The sequence below is a fragment of the Actinoallomurus sp. NPDC050550 genome, from assembly GCF_040655075.1.
Taxonomy (GTDB): Bacteria; Actinomycetota; Actinomycetes; order Streptosporangiales; family Streptosporangiaceae; genus Actinoallomurus.
In genome coordinates this window covers 14409-33653 of sequence record NZ_JBFAJC010000033.1, presented here as the reverse complement: position 1 = coordinate 33653, position 19245 = coordinate 14409, and the positions used below count along the sequence as shown (strand labels likewise).

Genomic DNA, 19245 nt, shown 5'->3' with positions numbered 1-19245 from the left:
GTGCCGGAGTTCGTAGGCGTTCCAGCCGAGGTGAAGCGGGTCTTGGTTGAAGACCTCGTTGAACGTGCGAAGCATCGCCGCCCGGAAGCCGGGCGACCGGTCATTGTCGTAGTAACGGCCGGGGTCCGACGGGAGCGTGGCGCGTGCCGCGGCGTGATGCCGCGCGTCGATGAAGTACTTCCATACGTCATCCGCTGCCACGACATCGGAGAAGCGGAGCGGAAGCCGCGGCTCCGTGGACACGGCCGCGGACGGATACAGCGCCGCCAGTTCGTCGAAGGGGCCCACCTGTGTCCGGCCCGCGGTTTCGCCGACGATCTGAACGGCCGGCGCGCCGCTCTCCTCGCCGTCCTCGTCGCCCTCGTCCTGCGGGCCCTCGATGACGATCTCCGGGATCGGCGCCGCGGGGGCGACCGTGAGCTGCGGCGGGGCCGGCGGGGCGGAATAGTTCGGACGCTCGTCCCGCGGGGTCGCCACCTCGTACACCGACGCGGACGCCACCGCCTCCGCGACGCCGTCCGCAGCCGACGGCGTGGCGACGGCGAGACCGCGCAGCTCAGGCGCGCCCAGCGGATGGTCGCGCAGAACGGCGGTCGCGTCGACATTGGCCTCGATACGCCGCAGGTACCGCGGCGGCATCGGCTGGGACGGATCGAAGACGCCGCCCGACATGATCCCGTCGATCTTGACCGCCGACGACCGCGCCAGCCGCCGGAACAGTGACAGGACGTCCCGGTTCTCATCCAGCAGGCCCATGTAGTGGAACAACTCGTGCAGCAACGCGACGGCGAAGTCGTGGAGACCCCAGTGACGGGCGTCCGGCCGCTCCAGATCGAGGTCCGGCGCATCAACTGTCCGGCCCGGCCGTATCTCAACCGCTTCCCCATGGTCCGGGTCGATGACCAGCTTCAACGCCATGAAGAACTGGTCCTTCGACACCGGCAGCTCATATCCGCGGTTCGCGTACTGATCCAGCAGCCGGTTCAGCTTGCGCTGCACTTCTGCGACCTCAGAGTCGGTCACGCCGAACATCGGCCTCACCGGCAGAACAACGACGTGATTCCGCAGCCACACACCGTTCGCCGCCTGGATCCGCTGAACATTGATCCGGACCTGCGCCTCCCACGCCGACGCGTACGGAGACCGATTCCCGCTCAAGAAGTCGACGTTCGGGTCATAACGCTCCGTTACGACCTTCACCACAGGCGCTGAGAACCGCCGATCCAACCAGTCCGCGCTCGCCGGCCGGATGACCCCCTTCGCGGGCTCCATGATCGGTTCCGCTTTGGCTTCGGGAAGCGCGGCAGGACTCGGTCCCGACCACCACGCCGGCGCCGCGGACACGACGGAAGGCGTGCCGGAGAAGCCGACGAGCACCTCCTCCAGTGTGGTCCTCTGCAGGAACCCTGGTTTAGGGCCGGGCGCACCGTACGGCCGCCCCGGTGCCGCCTCCGGGAAGTCCCAGTGGCTCAGCACCTCCTGGCGCCCCTGGGCGTCACGCGTTCCGAGCGCCATCACCATGTGCTCGTCCAGGTTGATCAACACCAGATGCCCGGCGCGCAGATCCGGTGTCGTCAGCCCGGTTCGTGGATCGGCATTATGACGCCGCGGTTCGCCGGAGGTCATCGAGCGCGCGAGACTCTTGAAAAACGCCTTGTAGCCGCGCTGCTCATCCTGATCGGCGCGGTAGGCGTCGTTCCCCGCCTCGATCGCCTCGCGGTGGATCCCGTCCAGCCAGCCCCGATCGACCGCACCGGACCAGTGCGCCGTGAAGAGGAATACCTGCCAGCAGTTCATCCGGCTCCGCATGGACGGCGTGGAATCCTGCCCGCGGAGCCACCGGACGAAGTCATTGGTCCTGCCGTCATTAATGACCCCGGAAAGCAGCAGGCCGCGCCCGTGGACGAAATTCCACACATTCGGCACCCAGTTGTAGAAGCCGACCGATCCCTCCCCCGCCTGCAGCACACGGTGATTCCAGCTCCGCACCTCGTTCGGATTGAACGCGTAGATGTCCTCTGCTGGGACGTTCGACGCCGGCCGCAGATCCTGCGGCGCGCTCGGCGCCGAATGCGTACCCGTCGCCTCGGCGGGAGCCCAGGCGGGCGCCCGGGAAACGACCGTGACGTCCGGGCCGAACTCCTCCAGCAACTCCTCGATCGTGGTCAGCTGCAACACGCCCGGCGCCTCGGTGTTGGCGTACGCATCGTGGTTCGCCGCCAGGAACTGGGAGTGGCTCAGCACCTGCTGGCGACCGTACGCATCACGCGCACCCGTCGCCAGCGCCACGTGGTGGTTGTCATTGAGCGACACCCAGTGACCGCGTGGGATCGGCGGCTCGACGCTCAGATCCGCAGAAACGGTGTGCTCGGTCGTCGCACCCGAGCCCACAAGCTGCATGAGCGTGAACGTGAAGACGTCGAACGCGCCCTCGATCGCACCGTCCTCATCCAGCCCCTCGACCCTGGCCAGGTCGTACGCCCGGACGGCCGCGGCCGTCGCCGCATCGTGCACATGGACCAGCCACCGCCGGCGCACCACACCGGCCCGATAAGCGAGCAGGAGGTGCACCTGCCAGCAGTTCATCGAGCCGGACGACGACGGCGCATGCCCGTTGCCCCGAATCCAGCGCGCGAAATCATTACGCGCGCCGTAGGGGCCCGTCTCCGCGATGCGGAACCCATCGTTCGGATCCGGACCGGAGTTGCCCCACCACTCGTACGAGCCGACGGAGTCCAGGCCCAGCCGCACCACCTGATCCACCGGATCGCGGCCCGCCGGCGCGAGCCGGTGAGGGGCGGGCGGGGCTGAATAACGCAGACGCTCGTCCCGTGGGGTCGCCACCTCGTACATCGACGCGAACGCCACCGCCTCCGCGAGGCTGTCCGCAGCCGACGGCATGACGACGGCGAGGCCGCGCAGCCCCGGCGCGTTCAGCGGGTGGTCGCGCAGAACCGCCGTGGCGTCGACGGTGGCCTCGATCTCGCGGAGATACCGTGCCGGCATCGGCTGGGACGGATCGAAGACGCCCCCCGCCATGATCCCGTCATGCTTGACCGCCAACGACCGCGCCAGCCGCCGGAACAGCGACAGCCCATCCCGGTTCTCATCCAGCAGTCCCATGTAATGGAACGACTCGTGCAGCAACTCGACGGCGAAATCTCTCAGACCCCAGTGCCGAGTGTCCGGCCGCTCCAAATCGAGATCCGGCGCATCGACCGTCCGACCCGGCCGCACCTCGACCGCTCCGCGATGGTGGGGGTCGACGACCAGCTTCAACGCCATGAAGAACTGGTCCTTCGACACCTCCAGCTCATATCCCCGGTTCGCGTACTGATCCAGCAGCCGATTCAGCGTCCGCTGCACCTCCGCGACCTCGGAAGAGGTCACCCCGAACATCGGCCTCACCGGCAGAACAACGACGTGATTACGCAACCACGCGCCGTTCGCCGCCTGGATCCGCTGAACATTGATCCGGACCTGCGTCTCCCACGCCGACGCGTACGGAGACCCGTTCCTCCTGAACTTGAAGTCGATCTTCGGGTCATAACGCTCCGTCACGACCTTCACCACAGGCGCCGCGAACCGCCGATCCAGCCAGTCCACACTCGCCGGCCTGGCAACCACCTTCGCGGGCTCCACGACCGGTGCCGCGTCGCCTCCGGGAGCGGGGGCGTGCCCCAGTCCCGACCACCACGCCGGCAACACGGACGCGATGGAATCAAGGTTGGTGATGCCGACGAGCAACTCCTCCAGCGTCGTCCGCTGGAGGAACCCCGGTCGGGTGTCGGGCTCGCCGTACGGCTGCCCCGGTGCGGCCTCCGGGTAGACCCAGTGGCTCAGCACCTCCTGGCGCCCCTGGGAATCACGCGTTCCCAGTGCCAGCGCCACGTGGTCGGACCGGTTGATCAAAACCAGATGCCCGGCGCGCAGATCCGGTGTCGTCAGCCCGGTTCGCGGATCGCGTTGATAATGCCGCGTATCGCTGGCGCTCATGGCGCGCAGGAGCTTCTCGACATATTGCTTCGAGGCGTGCGATTGAGCGTGGTAGCCGATGGTCGCCGCTTCAGCGGCCTCGCGGTGGATCTGTACCAGCCATTTCCGATCGACCGCACCGGACCAGTACGCCGTGAAAAGGAGTGCCTGCCAGCAGTTCATCCCGCTCAGCGCGGTCGGCGTCGGTCCCCGCCCGCGGATCCACCGGATGAAGTCATTGGCGCCTTGCTCCACGGTCTCGGCGGCCTCGATGCGGTTCCCCTCGAGAACGAGCTCATTCCCCACCCATTCGTAGAGGCCGACCGATTCCTCCGCCACCCGCAGCACGTGGTGACCCCACCACCGCACCGCGTCCCGGCTGAACGCATAGACGTCCGCCTCCGAGACGCTCGAGGCCGGCCGCAGATCCGGCGGCGCGCTCGGCGCCGAATGAGTGCCGGTTGGCGCAGCAGAGACCGGCAACCGCTCGGTGCCATCCCACTGATGATCGCCAGGCCGGTACAAAGTGAGGAAACCAGAAGCCTCCAGATCACCGAACATCTCCTCCGCGTTACCCGCGGGCAGAACACGGAGCCTCGCCTCATACAACTGGGCGGTCAGATGAAAGACCGGCGCCCAGCCCTCACCATCCCACGAACCATCACGAAGCCGGCCGGCAATCGAACGCCACGGCGCATCGGCGGGCAACCCCTGCTGAATCCGCGGATCCTCCAGCGCATCCGCGAGCGTGACCCGCAACTCCTCGGCGGTGATTCCGGAATTGGCAAGCTCGGCAGCCCTGGCCGTACGCAAGAACGCATCAAAAAACCCAGCAAAACCAGCCATCGCCAACGGCACCCGGCGCAACCTATACCCCGGCAACACCGACCTGGCCAGTTCGCCGACCGAAACAGCCTCCGTGCCCTCCCAACGACCATCGCTCCAACGATCTTCGGTCCAGCGAACCAGCGTGACCCGATGCCGCCCGTCCCCGACCTGATAGAGCTCACCCTCATCAGTGGCAACATCGATACGCAGGTCGAACACCCGGGCGGCCTGCCCCGGATCATCGCCACCATGGACCTCATCCCCCACCGAGACGGCAGCCACATACCGGCGCACCAGCGCCGGATCCGTCATACCCCCCAACAGACCCGGCCCAGCCGTGTACATCAACGCGTCATAAAACCGATCCCCATCACCCGCCACCCCGGCCCGCTGCAACCCCATTGCAGCCAAAACCGCACCCACACGCCGGACCCGCCGAACGAGTGCTTCCCGCTTGATGCCCGCCGCGCGTCCCGGATCGCGCCAGCCGTCTGCCTTTTCCTCCGCGTGATCCTTGCAGTAGGCCGGTCTCTTGTTGAGGGAGGAGGGTGCAACGACCGTCCGGCCGCACATGTTGAACAGGTCGCTGTTGCCTGAGCCCGGGTGCGGACCCAGCCTGGCGGGATCCAGATCCGCGTGCAGGTCGGTGGGCCACCGACAGGTAGCCCCCGCCGCTTGCGCGACGCTGATGAGCCTTTCCCGCTCGATTCGCGCCGCGACCGCCGGCCTGGGCGTGCGCGAGTGTTCCTCGCAATAGACCGGTGCCGCGCCGCTCGCGGAGCGGCGCGGTACGGGCGGCTCGCCGCACGTGATGAACCGGTTCTTGTCGCCTGCGGCCGTACGCACCTTCAGCCCAGTGAGATCCTGGCCCGGGCGCAGGCCCTCAGGCCACTGGCAACCATTCGCCGTGGAGCGGGGACCAGCGGTGACCGGGCCTTGGGGCCCCCGCGAAGGCCCTGCCTCGAGACGAGAATCAAGCGGTCCGCCCAACGATTCCCGGCTGACGTCCTGCCCCGCGGAGATGGTATGAGCGGCCGGCGGATTCGAGCCCTGCAGCGTTACATCGCCTTCATAAGGCGCCCCCAGGCCCTCCTCACCCAACTCCAGACGCGCCCTCACATCCCGGATCTCGGCCCGCCGCTCCTCGGCCGGCTCACTGACCGGCGAATCAGGAACGTCATCCATAACGAGCAATGGGGACACCGGCACAGGCACGGCTGAGGCCGGCGAGGGTTCGATGGCATCCCGCTGGTAGCCGATGGGCTGGTACAAGGCGAGGAAATCGGATGCGCCGGGATCACCGAACGCTTCCATCGCGCTTTGGGGGGACAGGATGCGCAGCCCGGTGTTGTAGCGGTTCGCGATCAGGTGGAAGACCAGCGCCCGGCCCTCACCATTCCATGAACCATCACGAAGCTGCCCAGCGATCGAACGCCATAGTGCGTCAACCGTCAACGCCTGCGGATCGATCCCCTCAGCGACACGAGCAGCAACCCACATCCGGTGCACCGAACCGACCATCTCAGGAGGAAACTCCTCCTGCTGAACCACCGGATTCTCCACCGCATTCGCGAGCCCGACTCGCAACTCTTCGACGGTGGCTCCAGTGTCGGCGAGCCCGGCGGCCCTGGCCGCACGCAAGAACGCATCAAAAAACCCAGCAAAACCAGCCATCGCCACCGGCAACCGAAACCACCGATACCCGCGCGGTTCCGGTCCAACCGAAATAGTCTGTGTGCCCTCCCAATGACCAGCAGCAGCCCAGTGAACCAGCGTGACCCGACGCCGCCCATCCCCCACCTGATAAACATCACCGTCATGAGTGACAACCTCAATATGCAGGTCGAACACCCGCGCGACCAACTCCGGCTCAATGCCACCACGAACGTCTTTCCCCGCCGAACCGGACTCGATCCAATCAGCCACCTCGCCCCAGAACGGACTGATCGCCGCCACCACACGCTGCAAATCCGGCCGCACCCGCAACTGACCAGCCACAAACCGGCGCACCTCCACCGGATCCGTCAAACCCCCGAACAGACCCGGCCCAGCCGTACCCATCAACGCGTCATAGATCCAACCCCCATTACCCACCGCCCCAATCCGCCGCAACCCCACACCGGCCAAAACCGCACCCACGCGCCTGGCCCGTTCCAGGAGATCTATCCGTGCCTTCCTCGCCGCCGATCCCCTATCGGTTTTGCTTCCTTCGGAGGCCACCACATGATCCTTGCAGTAGGCCGGCCTGGAACCGCCTCCGCCGCTGACGATAAAGGCGGACACGTCGACCGGCTGGCCGCACGTGATGAATTTGCCTTTATCGCTAGCGTCCCTCTTCGGATCCAGCCTGGTGAAATCCACATCCGCGCCCAAGCCGACGGGCCACCGACAAGCAGAGTCCGCCGCTTTCGCGAGGCTGATGAACTTTCTCCGCGCGTCGCGCGCCAGACTGGTCATCCTGCGCCCGTCCCGCGCATGTTCTTCCTCGCACGACGGGCAGTAAAGGGATGGCTGGCCGTCTTCCCTGTACGATACGGTCGGCTGGCTGCATGTGACGAACAGTTCTGGCTTGGATGCGTCCCTTTCCGGACTCAAGATGGTGAAATTCAGATTCAGCCCCTCGTACAGGCGGATGGGCCACTGGCACACTCCTAGGGTTACGGAGAGAGCGGCGCCCGCCGGCGCAGGCCCAGTACCGATGCGGGGGTCGGACGGGTCGGTGAGAGCCTGCAACTGCGACGCGGACTCCAGAACCGCACCAGACGCATCCAGCGGCCGAGGCTTGATCACATGGCCGTACTCATTCACCGCCAGGACACGAGCGGTGACCGGCGACCACGTCCGGTTCATGTGGTCGAGGTCTGCCTGATACAGCCACTTCCCGGCCCAGCCGCCGGTCAGGTTCCCGGTCGTGCCTTCGGATACGGCGTTCTGCCGCGTGTCGGCGTCGAACCGCGGATCGAAGACCCGCACCCCGCCGTCGGCCGTACGGATCAGCACCAGAGCGTGGCCCTTGCCCCCCGACTGCTTCACCGCCACAACCTCAAGCGCAGGGACGTCACCGCGATCAGCGCCGGGAACCTGCCGCCGGCTCTGGGCCAGGGCACCGACCAGAGACTCCCACGAAGTCACCGGTCCCCAGTCCGAACGTGGCAGACCCAGATACCGCACGTTCACCGCGTCCGGCACCGTCAACTCATCATCGACCGCACCCGCCGAACGAATATGACCCGTACCGCCGGCGAACCGCTCCACAAACCCGCGGACCAACACCATGCACGCCTGCTCCTCATCAGAAGGCAGGTGCTCCTCCCCAGCCGCCCAGACCGCCACGTCCTCGACGATCCGCTGCACCTCGGACAGGGGCGGCGCCTCGGTCAGCGGGATGCGTACCGCTGCCGCGTGGTCGTCGCCTGCCGGTACGAGATAGATGGCCTTCGGCCGGGCGACGAGAGTGTACGGCGGGATCTCGTTCGGTTCGCGCGGCACCTCGCGCAGCGCCTCCGCGTTGCCGGCCTGACCGATCCAGCCGTTGTCGCCCCGGAGGAACGCGCCCGTCGGCTCGTGGAAGAAGTCGTCGCCGAACCGCCGCCAGCCCTCCGGGGAGAGCGGCCGGCCGTCGGGGAGCCGGATCCAGCCCAGTTCACTGACCTCATAGGTCACGGGCTCGGAGCGCGACTCCAGCATCCGCGAGTAGGTGAACGTCCGCACCGCCGCCTTGCCATCCGACGGCGCCGGCACCTCGTGGCCCGTTACGGGCGTGACGTCCCCGAAACGCCGCTCTCCGACTGTCAGCTCCCGGCCGATCGGCCAGTGCGCCGCCAGCGGATCGATTCCGGTGTCCGGTGAGCCCCCGAACAGGCCGATGCGCGCCAGGTCCGGGTATGCCTGCGGGGACGCGTACGCCCAGGCGATCTCCCGCGCCGGCTGGTACACGCCGCCGTCCGGCAGGTACGTCACCCAGGAGGTCGGCCGGCCCTGTGCGTCGAGCGGCAGGTGGAACACCGCCGGCTCGTCCACGTACTCCTGGACGAGCGCCAGCGGGGCGGTGTGAATCCGCAGGCCGTGCTCCTGCGCCAGTCCCGACAGCGTGCGCGACATCGCCTCGGAGTACCCGGCATCGGCCAGCAACAGCAGGTCGGTGTACCCCTCCTGCGCCAGCCGCGCCGCCTGGCCGCTCGCGTAGACGGCGGGCGCTCCGAGCGCGGCGTCGTACCCGCCGTACACCCACAGCCGGGCCGGATCCGCGTACGGCGTCCTGAAGGCCGTCGTGATCAGCTGCCCGTTCTGGTCCCGACCCCAGGCCACGACGGTGCTCTCCACCTGCGCGAACCGCGCCGCCACCCGCTCCCAGTCCTCGGGGGTGAGGAAGAGGCTCCCGTACTGTCGCCCGTCCGCGTTCTGGAGCGCGCCCTCCTGCACCGCGTTCTCCGGCGAAGCGAACACCAGCTCGACACGCTGCTCATCGACGTTGGTGCGCACCTCGGTGACGGTGAACGTGCCGCCGTCCACGAGGTAGCGCACGTGGCCCTGGCCGCTGGCCGGGCCGAAAACGCCCGCGTCGTGAACGGTGTGATGCACTCGGGAGAGGACCATCCAGCCGGGTCCGTCGGGCTGGACGGACGCCATGGCCTCCTCTGGGGACCCCCATACGCGTGCGATCGCCGGCATCGTCATCGGCAGCCCCGCGGCCATCTGGGGGAACGACACCGGATCCCCCTGGTGCCACATGGCGGTCCACACCCACTGGTCCGACTCGGGAAGGCGCAGGGCCGCCCTCCGGGCGACGACCCACTGAAGGTCGGTCAGGGCGTCTCCGGAGCCCTCGGGCGGCAGCTCGCCGAACGCCAGCAGGGCGGCGGCCTCCCGCCGCGAGAGTCCCATCCGACCGGCCGGATCGGCGAGGTCGCCGTCGAACGTCCAGCCGACCAGCGGGTCGTACATCGTGAGGTGCGGCGGCGTCAGCGCCTGCACCCGCCGCGGATCCGTGACGTCGGCCCTGGGCGCGAGCGTGACGTCGACGAACTCGTACAGTTCCGACGCCTCGCTGAACAGCCCCCCGTTCGCCGCGTCGCCGCCGTACCCGGCCCGCCACCAGGCGAGCACGACCTCGAACAGCGGCACTCCCCGGGCCACCTGCGAGGCGATCATCGCCGCGAGGATCTCGTGGCCGTCGTCGGCCTCCGGGGCCTGGCTCCGGTAGTACGCGAAGTACGTTTCGAAGCCCGGCGCCCTCTCGCTCATCCGGTAACCGCGCGACTCCCGCATCCAGGTTCGCCACCAATGGGGCCGCTCCCCCGGGGAATGGTGAGAGAAGCGAGGACCGTGCTGGGTCGCGGCGATGAGGTCGTTCACCCGGTCGGCGCCCAGGCGCCTGGCCATCTGCTCGGCGAGGTTCTTCTCATAACGCTCACGCACCGCCGGCCAGTCATCCGAGTGGTAGACCGGGTCGAAGTGCTCGGCCGGCTCGAGCTCGAGCCCCACCCCGTCCTGCGGGGCCAGCTGCCGCACTGCCGTCCGCGCGGCCTCGATCTCCGCCAGGTCCGCGGCGGTGGGATTGTGCAGGCGCTGGACCCAGGGCTCCAGCGACCGCACCTTGTCCGTCAGCCTCTGGAGGTACTGCCGCGACGTCGCCACGTCGGTCATCAACTGGCCGTAGTAACCGATCTCCAGGACGGCCTTGGCGAGCGGTCCGCCCTCCGTGTCGAATTCCGGGAGGACCTTCAGGCCGAGCAGTGCCGCCAGTGTCTGCCCTTTTGTACCGGTGAGCGCGCCGTCGAGATACTTACTGATGTCCAGTTCCGTCGCCAGCAGGCTGTCGGCCGGGAATGGCTCGCCGTTGTGGTTCTGGAACCGCTCGAAGTAGTCCGGAATACGCGTCAGGAACTTTTCTTCCACGCCACCGCGGAACGCCTCCCGGTCGGCCCGAACGAACGCCTGCGCCCGTTCCGGCAGCGACTTGAAACGGTAGCCGGCCTCGTGCCGGATGAGGTACGCCACGTGCGCCTTGTTGATACCGGGATGCACCGGACCGTTGAGGTGCGTCGCCGTGATCACGTACTCCGTGAAGGCGTGGGAGCGCAGTTCCTGCAATGCGAGATCGGGAATGTTCAGATAGGGGTAGACAGCCGACAGGTCCTCGGGAATGCGCCCAAGGGTCTCGTAGGCGAACATTCGTGCCGCGAAGTAGTCGGCGAAGGCCTGCGCGTCGGCCAGATGAGTGCGGGTGAGATAACCCTCCGACTCGTCGCGCCAGGTCATCTCGGCGACGTCTTCGGTGATCAGACGATAGATCGCCGCCGTCTCCGCGCCCACGTTGTACTGGTTGTGGGAGTCCGGCGGAGCCCCGATCGGCCGCGGGCCGATCAGCCACCCCTCCCCTTCCGGGGTGAGCCGCCAGCCCAGCGGGAGGAAGTCCGCCAGCTCGACAGAGGGCTGGCCGCCGAATTCGCCAGGAATCTCGGAGAACCTCTCCTGCACCGCGAGTTCCGTCCGGTGCACGAGATCCGGCGGAGCGTAGCTGCTCTCCCCCGCGCGGTCGCGCATCACCCCGGTGTCGATTTCGGCGATCGCCACCGCAACGCCGACGCCGCTGCCGCCCGCGTCCGTCGCGTCCTTCCGGTACCTGTAGTAGAGGCCGTCCGGCCCCAGGAAAACTATCTTCGTCTCGACCGAGAGCGTGGAACGGTGCGGTCCCCTCGCCAGCACCAGCGGGCCCACCTCATTGGGATCCACGACGTCCGGGTGCGCCATGATCGCCCAATATTCCTTCTCCTCCGCGGACCCGCCGCCGGGCAGCCCCTTGGACTCGAGGTAATCGAGCACGATCTTCACGGCCGCCGATTTCCGGTACCGCCGATCGGACCGGGCCAACGCCCAGTACCTCTCGGGCAGCTCGGCCCGCAGCTCCCGCGCGTCCTCGTCGGCGGTGGGCAGGTGGTGACGCTGCAGTTCCTTGCGGACGTCGGACCACAGGAGCGTTTCGAAGCTCCGCTCCAGCGCCGCTGCCTCGGCCGACTCGGGCGTCAGGTCCGGCTCGACCGTGGGATCGGTCTCCGCCGTCGCGGCCGCCTCGACGGCGGCTTCCGCACGGCCCGCCGGGAACGCGTCAGTGGTGGCCTTCTGCCGGTCCTGCCAGATGGCGGACAGGTCCGGTGGGCCGAACATGATGCGGTAATTGTCGAACGATTTCTCTTCGAACTTCTCGCCGTTGCGGTCCAGCCATTCCTCGTCGCCCTCGGGATGGCCTTGGCTGAGCGTGTGGAATTGGCGGCCCAGTCCGTTGAGGGCGGCCAGGGCGTTGGCCTCGAAGGCGAGATGGCCGGGCAGGTCACCGATGAGCCCCTCCACCCGCTGATCCCAGACCGCCACGCGGCCGTCGAGGTCGGCCGGCGTCTTCACGGCGAAGCCGAAGACGTTGTCGTAGGCGGCGAGGGTGCGTTCGCGCAGGCCGGACCGCGCCCGATCGAGGTCGTCTTCGGTCATCGGCTGGTCGGGGTGTTCGGCATGCCAGCGCGGGGCATGTTCGGCGAAGAGCTGCTCGGCCCTGCCGGCCATGCTCTGGCGTGCCACCTCCACGGCGATCGACGTCTTCAGCCGGTCGGCGCCCAAGGCCTCGTCGTACCACGTGCGCCATTCCTTGACGCGGTCCTTCAGCGGCTTGTCCTGCTCGCCGGTGAAGGCCTTGGCGAAGCGGTCGTCGACGTCCCGGGCGAGAGACTTCTGCAGCGGGGCCAACAGCCGCTGGGCCAGTGCGGCGCCCTGCCGGACGCCGAACCTCTCACCGAACGCCCCGGTCAGGCCCGGATCTTTGGCCCACTCCTCTTGCGTGGTCTTGACGGTGGTCAGGACGCGCCGCAGCACGGTCTCACGGGCGGCCTGCTCTGCGAGCCGGGACGGCACCGAGGCGACCGCCTTGTCGAACGCCTCCGTCCACTGGGCCAGACGTACGTCGGTGATCCGGCTACCGGTCGGGAGGTGGCGGGCGTACGCCTTCCGCAACGTCTCCCGGACATCGCGCTGCACGCTCTCGCGTCCCGGCCCGGACAGTACGGTCTTGCGGGCCTCGAAGACGTCGAGGAGAGCGTGGTCGTCCGCGGACAGGTGACCGGTGAAGGAGACCGCCGCGTCGCCGAACAGCCCGTCGAAGCGCTCCAACTCCGAGGCCAGGCCCGCGCGGTTGTCCAGGGCGTCGAACAGGAGGCCCTCGCTCAGCTCGCGCAACCGGTCGCGGGCGGTCTCCAAGTTCGCCGCCAGATTCTCGTGGACGTCGGAAGGCTCGCTGAAGATCTCTCGTACGGCCTCCTCCCAGCGCCGCTGGAACTCCGGCCGCTCTTCCCTCAGCACGGCCTCGATCACGCTCGAACTCAGCACGCGCGGCAGGCGGTGATCCGGCGTGCCCAACCGGGGGCGCTGCCAAGCGGCGGCGCCCCGCTCGAAAGCGGCCAGGCCGAGACTGATCTGGAGCTGCCGGGCCGCCTCCAGATCCAGCTCGTCGGGGAGGGCGTCGATGACCTCCTGCCGGTCCGGGCCGGCCGCCAGCAGCCGACGCTCGTACTCCTCCCGCATCTGTTCCTTGACCTGCGGGAAAACGGGGTCGTCCTGCGCTCCAGGACGCTTCAGCAGCCAGGCCTCGATGCCCTCGTCGAAGGTCGTACGGGCCTGCTCGGTTCCCGAGGCCTCGAGGAGCGCCAGCTCCTCCACACGCTGGGCGCGCAGCTGCAGGAAATCGTCGTTCACCTGTTTCTGCTGCCGCTGCCAGCCGCGGACACGCCAGGCATCGGCCTCCGGCGGCGCGGGGACGAACTCCACGCCACTGCTCTGGGCCTCCTGGGCGGCGTTGTCCTCGAGCTGTGCCTGGACGTAGGCCAGGCGGATCTCCTCGATCCGCTGGTTCACCCACGTCACCGTCTCGTGGGACTTCAGCGTCGCCTGCCCGCTCACCTGCCCGGCCGAGACACGGGCGAACTCCTGCCTCGCCAGCTCCCGCTCGGCGGCGACGTCGTTCAGGACCTTGAGCTGCTCGGTGTAGCGCGCCTCCAGCCGGGCTCGCAGCCGCGTGTCGAACGGCTGGTCGCTCATCGCGGCGATGGTTTCCTTGGTGAGCGCGGTCTGCTCGGCCTGGTACCAGTCCCGGGTCTCCTTCGCCCACGCGTGGCCGGGCTGATGACGTTCGGCGACCTGGTCCAGCCGGCGGCCCAGCTCGGCGATCGGCCTGGAATGGGCCATCAGCTTGAGGGCGTCCTGCCGGATGGTCTCGGTCAGCTGGACCGCCTCCGGCGCCACCGGGTCCGTGAGCGCCGTGCGCTCGTCGGTGTAGCGCTCCCGGAGCTGGGCCAGCTCCTGCTCATGCCAGTTGCGGGTGGCCTCGTCCCAGGTGCTGCCGCCCCGGCTCAGGTCGACGCGGCCGTTCGGGCCGTCGACGGTCAGCGCGGCCTTGAAGGCGCGGTTCGCCGCGGCGCTCCGCCCCGAGGTCGTACGGATCTGCCGGTATTCGTCGCGCAGTTCCTCGATCAGGGCGGCCCGCTCGTCGTCCTTGAGCGCCTCGGTCGACTCGCTGGTGAAGCGGTTCCGCAGCGCCACGACACGCGGATCGTCCTGCAGGGCGGCGTCCTCCGCACGCAACCGCATCCACCGGCTCTCGGCCACTTCACGGTCGAAGGCTTGATTCGCCGCGACGGCCTTGTGGGCCTCGTCCAGCCGCCGGGTGAGCTCCGCACCCAGCTCCGCGCGGTCCCCACCGGCGACCCACTGGTCGGCGAACCAGTCCCGCAGTGACCGACGCTCGGACCAGGGAATGTCGTCGCGGCGTCCCGGGTGGTCGGCAAGCCCCTTTTCGAACTCGACGTACGCCTCGTCGCGCCGCGCGACCTCATCCCGCAGGGCGGCCAGTTCCTGGCGTACGTGGTTCTGCGCCTCGATCATCGCGGCCGAGTGGACGGCCGGCGGAGGCTCGAGCTCCATCAGCAGCGTCTCGGCGTCCTCGGGGGGCTGCGGCGGGCTCGGCTCCTCCTCCGGAGCGTCCTCGACGTACGGCCGCCGGTCGTCCGGGTCGCGCGGCGGCCCCTCCGACACGGTCGCCGGCCGCTTACCCTCCGGCGCCCCGTCGATCTCGCTCGTACCGCCCGACTTCCCGTAGGCCTCGACCGGGGTGCGGGTGACGTTCACCTCACCGAAGTCCACCCGCCACTCGGGGTCGGAAAGCCACTGCTGGTACGCCTCCTCGCGCGCCACCGCGCGGGCGCGGAGCTCGGCGAGATCGGCGCGGGCCGACTCGACGAGCGCGGCGTACTCCTCCTCGGTCCTCGCATGCACCCAATCGCTGGACAGGCGACTCCGGATCACCTTGAGCCCGGCCCGGTACTCCCGCTCCTGCCGGTAGCTCAGCGACGGGTGACCCTCCTCGTACCCGCCGTCGAACTCCTCCAGCATGGAGCTCTTGCGCGCCATGCCGTTCATCGCCGCGAGGAGTGCCTCCCGCCCCGCCTCCGCCTCCGCCGCATACTGCACGCGCAGCCGCTCGAGTCGCGGGGCGTCGAGCCTCGCTTGAAGGGACGTCTCGGCCTCCCGCACCGTGGTGCCGAAGACGTCGTGGCCGACCTTCTCCAGCGCCAGCATGACGACCACGTCCCGGGCCAGGCCGTGGAGCTGGTGGAGAATCGTCACCGACTCGGCCCGGTAGTCGCTCTTCACCTTCTCGAACTGCTCGTCGGACATGGCGTACCGCCGCCGTACGTGGCCGGTGAGCCGGTCCGCCTCCATGCTCAGCTCGTGGAACTTGAGCGCGCTGTCGCCCATGTAGTGATCCAGCGCCGCCTCGAACTCCAGCCGGTACCCCAGCGAGGCGATGTACGGCTCGTAGTACTCCCGGTCGAAGACGGCCTGCCGCTCGGCCAGCTCTTCCGCCGACAGGACGCCGTCCTCCGGCCCCCGGAGCACCGCCTTGTGCGCCTCGGTCATCGCCTCGCGAAGGTCGGACCTGACCCGCTCGACGTGCTCGGCCGGGTTGTTCAGGCCGATCAGGTTCTCCTCCGCCCGGCGCAGCGCGGCGACGCGGCCGGCGTACTCGTCGAACCTCCCGGGCGTCTCCCGGGACAGCCGCTCGAACTCCGCCTTCAGCTCGGTGGTGTACGCCTCCCAGTCCCGAGCGTTCAGCGTCCGCTCGTCGCGGCCGTCGAGGAGACGGGTGCCCGCCGAGCGCAGGTCCGCGCGCAGCTCCGACAGCACCGCCGCACTGCCGATGTCGCCGACGTCCGTCCGCGCGGTCTGCGCCCGCCAGGCGGCCTCGTGGGCGGCCAGGTCGTCCTCCGCGACGGTCAGCAGGCCGTTCTCGACGGCCTTGACCTCCAGCCGGGGCGCCCAGTGCTCGTTCGCGGCGCGTACCAGGGGCTCCAGCTCCTCGGCGCGGCTTTCGTAGTCCGCCAGGCGAAGCGTGCGGGTCTCCACGCCATCCGGCAGGACCCGCGTACGCGCCGCGAAATCGGCGTCGTACTGCGCGCGCAGCATACGAGCCCCGGGGGAGTTGTGGTCCAGGCCCGCCCGCTCCATCAGGCCCTTGAACTCCGCGCCGGCCTGGTCGTCGAGGGCCATACGGGTGCGCAGGCCCTGCGACAGGTCGTTGAACCGTTCGTCGGCCTCGCTGTGGAGCCGATCCCACAGCTCCATCTCGACCTTCGCGCCCCGCATGCCGAGGCGTTCGGCGCTCCCGCGTACCTCCGACTCGACCGCGTCGAGGAAGCGCGCCCGCATCCGCGCCTCGGCGACCGGCCCGTACACGGTGCCGAGGGCGGTCAGGTCGAAGTCCCGGTCCGCGCTGGAGCGCACCGAGTGGACCGCCACCTCCAGCTCCAGCTCGTCGGTCAGCCCTTCGACCAGCTCGTCGAAGCGCCGGCCGAACTCCGTCTCGGTCAGCTCGCCGTCCAGATACCGCTGGTGCAGCTCCTGCCAGCGGCTGTCGAACCGCCCTCGGACCTGTTCGGTCCACGGCTGCGTCGTGTCGGCATCGGCCCGCGCCTGCTCCCGTACCAGCACGTCGGCCACGGACTGCGTGTCCAGGTCGTGGCCCATGGGCAGCCGGTACTCCAGCGCCTCGGCCAGCCGCGTCGTGAAGGCCTCTTCGTTTCGTTCGGTGAGCCCGCCGATCTCCTGGCGGACCTGCTGGTACACCCTGACGATGTCGTCGGTGAAGTGTTCCGGGAGCCCGATCGAGCGGACCATGCCCGCCGGATTCACCCGCGGGTCCGCGTCCAGCAGCGCCTCGGCCGTCTCGGACGGCGACCCCTCGTGGCCGGCGGCCTCGAACACCGTCTCCAGCTTCCCGGCCAGCAACTCGCGCAGGGAGGACGACCCCGCCTCGCGCTCCATGACGCCCGGCGGGTCGTCCTCGTGGCCGGAGAGGAGGAGCTCGCGGTTCTCCGGCGGGGTCCCGTTGTCCTGGTGCTCGGCGAGGACCTCGGCGTACGCCGACAGGACCCGGTCGCGCAGGTGCTCGGGAAGGTCGGTCACGCGGGCCAGCTTCTCCGGAGTGAGCCGGGGGTCCTCCGGGGGCACACCGTGCATGTTGGACGAGGGGTACGCGGCGACCGCGGCCTTGACGTACTGGTCGGCCTTCTCCTGCTGCCAGAACCGGCTCTGCTCGTTCTGCTGCCGCACGACGACGCGCTCGTCCCGCGAACCCTCGGCGATCTGGAAGTCCCGCCGGGCCTCCTCGCCGGCGCCGAACTCGAAGTTCGGCTGGACGCCCTCGTGCTCGGACACCATCGGCACCGGCGGAAGCTGGTCGTGCCCCATCGGTGTGATCTGGTGCTGCGACGCGAGCTCGTGCTCAGGGGGCGGCGGCGGAGCGCCCTCCACCTTGTTGACCGGAGGCGGCCCGCTCTGCAGTTTGTTCAGCGGCTGCCCCGCCGGGGGCGACTCCGGAGGCGACCCGGGCAACCGGTTCTGAGCGACCGGAGGCGGCCCGCTCTCCAGCCTGTTCACCGGCTGCGCCGGGGGCGACTCCGGAAGCGACCCGGGCAACCGGTTCTGAGCGACCGGAGGCGGCCCGCTCTCCAGCCTGTTCACCGGCTGCGCCGGAGGCGGCTCCGGAAGCGACCCCGGCGACCGGCTCGGAGTGACCGGAGGCGGCGACTGGACGATCTCCTCGTTGAGCGGCGGGTTCCCCCGCACCTGCGGCCCGCGGTTCGTGGGCGGCAGCCGGTCGGGGGTCACGCCGGCCGGGTTCTCCTCATCGGGCGACGAGAGCGGCGTATTCCGCGGCGGCAGCTGCGGCATGTTCGGTCTGGTCCCCGGCGGGCCGCCGCCTCGCGGCCCGTTCGGCCCGGGGCCCTGCGACGCCGGTGGCGGCAGGCGGCTCGGGTCCGGTGTCGGGGGCCCCTCGATGGTCCTCAAGTCGCGGGAGCCGCCGGCGTTGTCGTCGCCCGGGCGCCTGCCCGGCGGGCCGTCCAGCAGGTCGCCGGTCTTCACCGTGTGCAGGAGATCGGAGTCGATCTTCAGATTCATCTTGCGGTACTTGATGCCGCCGATGGCGGCGCCCCGCATGACCGCGCCGAACATGACCCCGCCGATGCCGCCGCCGACGAACATCATCGGCACGACTTGCCAGTTGCCTTCGATGAGCCCCTGGGTGAAGGTAGCGGCGAGCGCGCCCCCACCACCGAACTTGATGAAGTCACCGCCGATGTCCTTCAGGCCGGTGACGAAGATGTTGTCCAGTTCCTTGACGGCGCCGCCGACCAGCTTGTCGAAGGCCCCGCCGATCCCGCGGATCCCGAGATCGGTGAGGGCGCCACCGAGCGCGCCCTCACCGACCCACTTCGGGTTCACATGCGGACCCGCCGGGTCGCCGTCGAGCCCGGTCGCGACCAGGCTCGCCACCGCCATCAACAGCCCGCCGATCGCCGCCTGGATCGCCGTCGGCATGACGAACCGCAGCAGCTGCTGCAACCCCTGCATGATCATCATCAGGCCCAGGCGTGTGGTCTCCTCGGCGACCGCCTCGTCGGCGAGTGAGGAACCACCCGTGAAGACGGCCATCGCCGCCATGATCACCAGCTGGATCATCAACGCGACGATCATCGCGAGGATCTGGACCTGAGCCTCGAACAGGCTCCGGGACCATTCGGCGACCTGCTCGGCCATGAGATCAGAACCGTTAATGATCTCATCGATGTGATTGGTGCCGCCGTTCGCGCCGAGCAGTGCGCCGAACGTCTGCTTGAACTGCCGGACGACCTCGTCCGGGAGAGCCCCGTCAATCGCCGAGGCGGTCTCGTAATAATGCGACGACAGCGTGCGCAGATTGTCACTCAAGGTGAGGAAGGGCTCCCGCAGGTTGTAAACATCCTGCGGAGGGGCCTCGGGAGGCTCACTCCCCATCAAGAACAGGAAGAGCCGGCGTTCGTCATCGTTGAACGTGAGCCCGCCCGGACCGCCGTCACTCAC

Annotated in this window: 1 protein-coding gene (cut by a window edge); it reads right to left on the bottom strand. The window is 69.0% G+C overall.

Translation table 11 applies throughout. The features are described from left to right. On the bottom strand, positions 1-19245 hold the start of the coding sequence (locus AB0I04_RS35225; protein ID WP_360894575.1) for a protein-glutamine glutaminase family protein. It extends 29250 nt beyond the left edge of the window; 19245 of the gene's 48495 nt are visible here — the first part of the coding sequence; it begins with the start codon at positions 19243-19245; its stop codon lies off the left edge, out of view.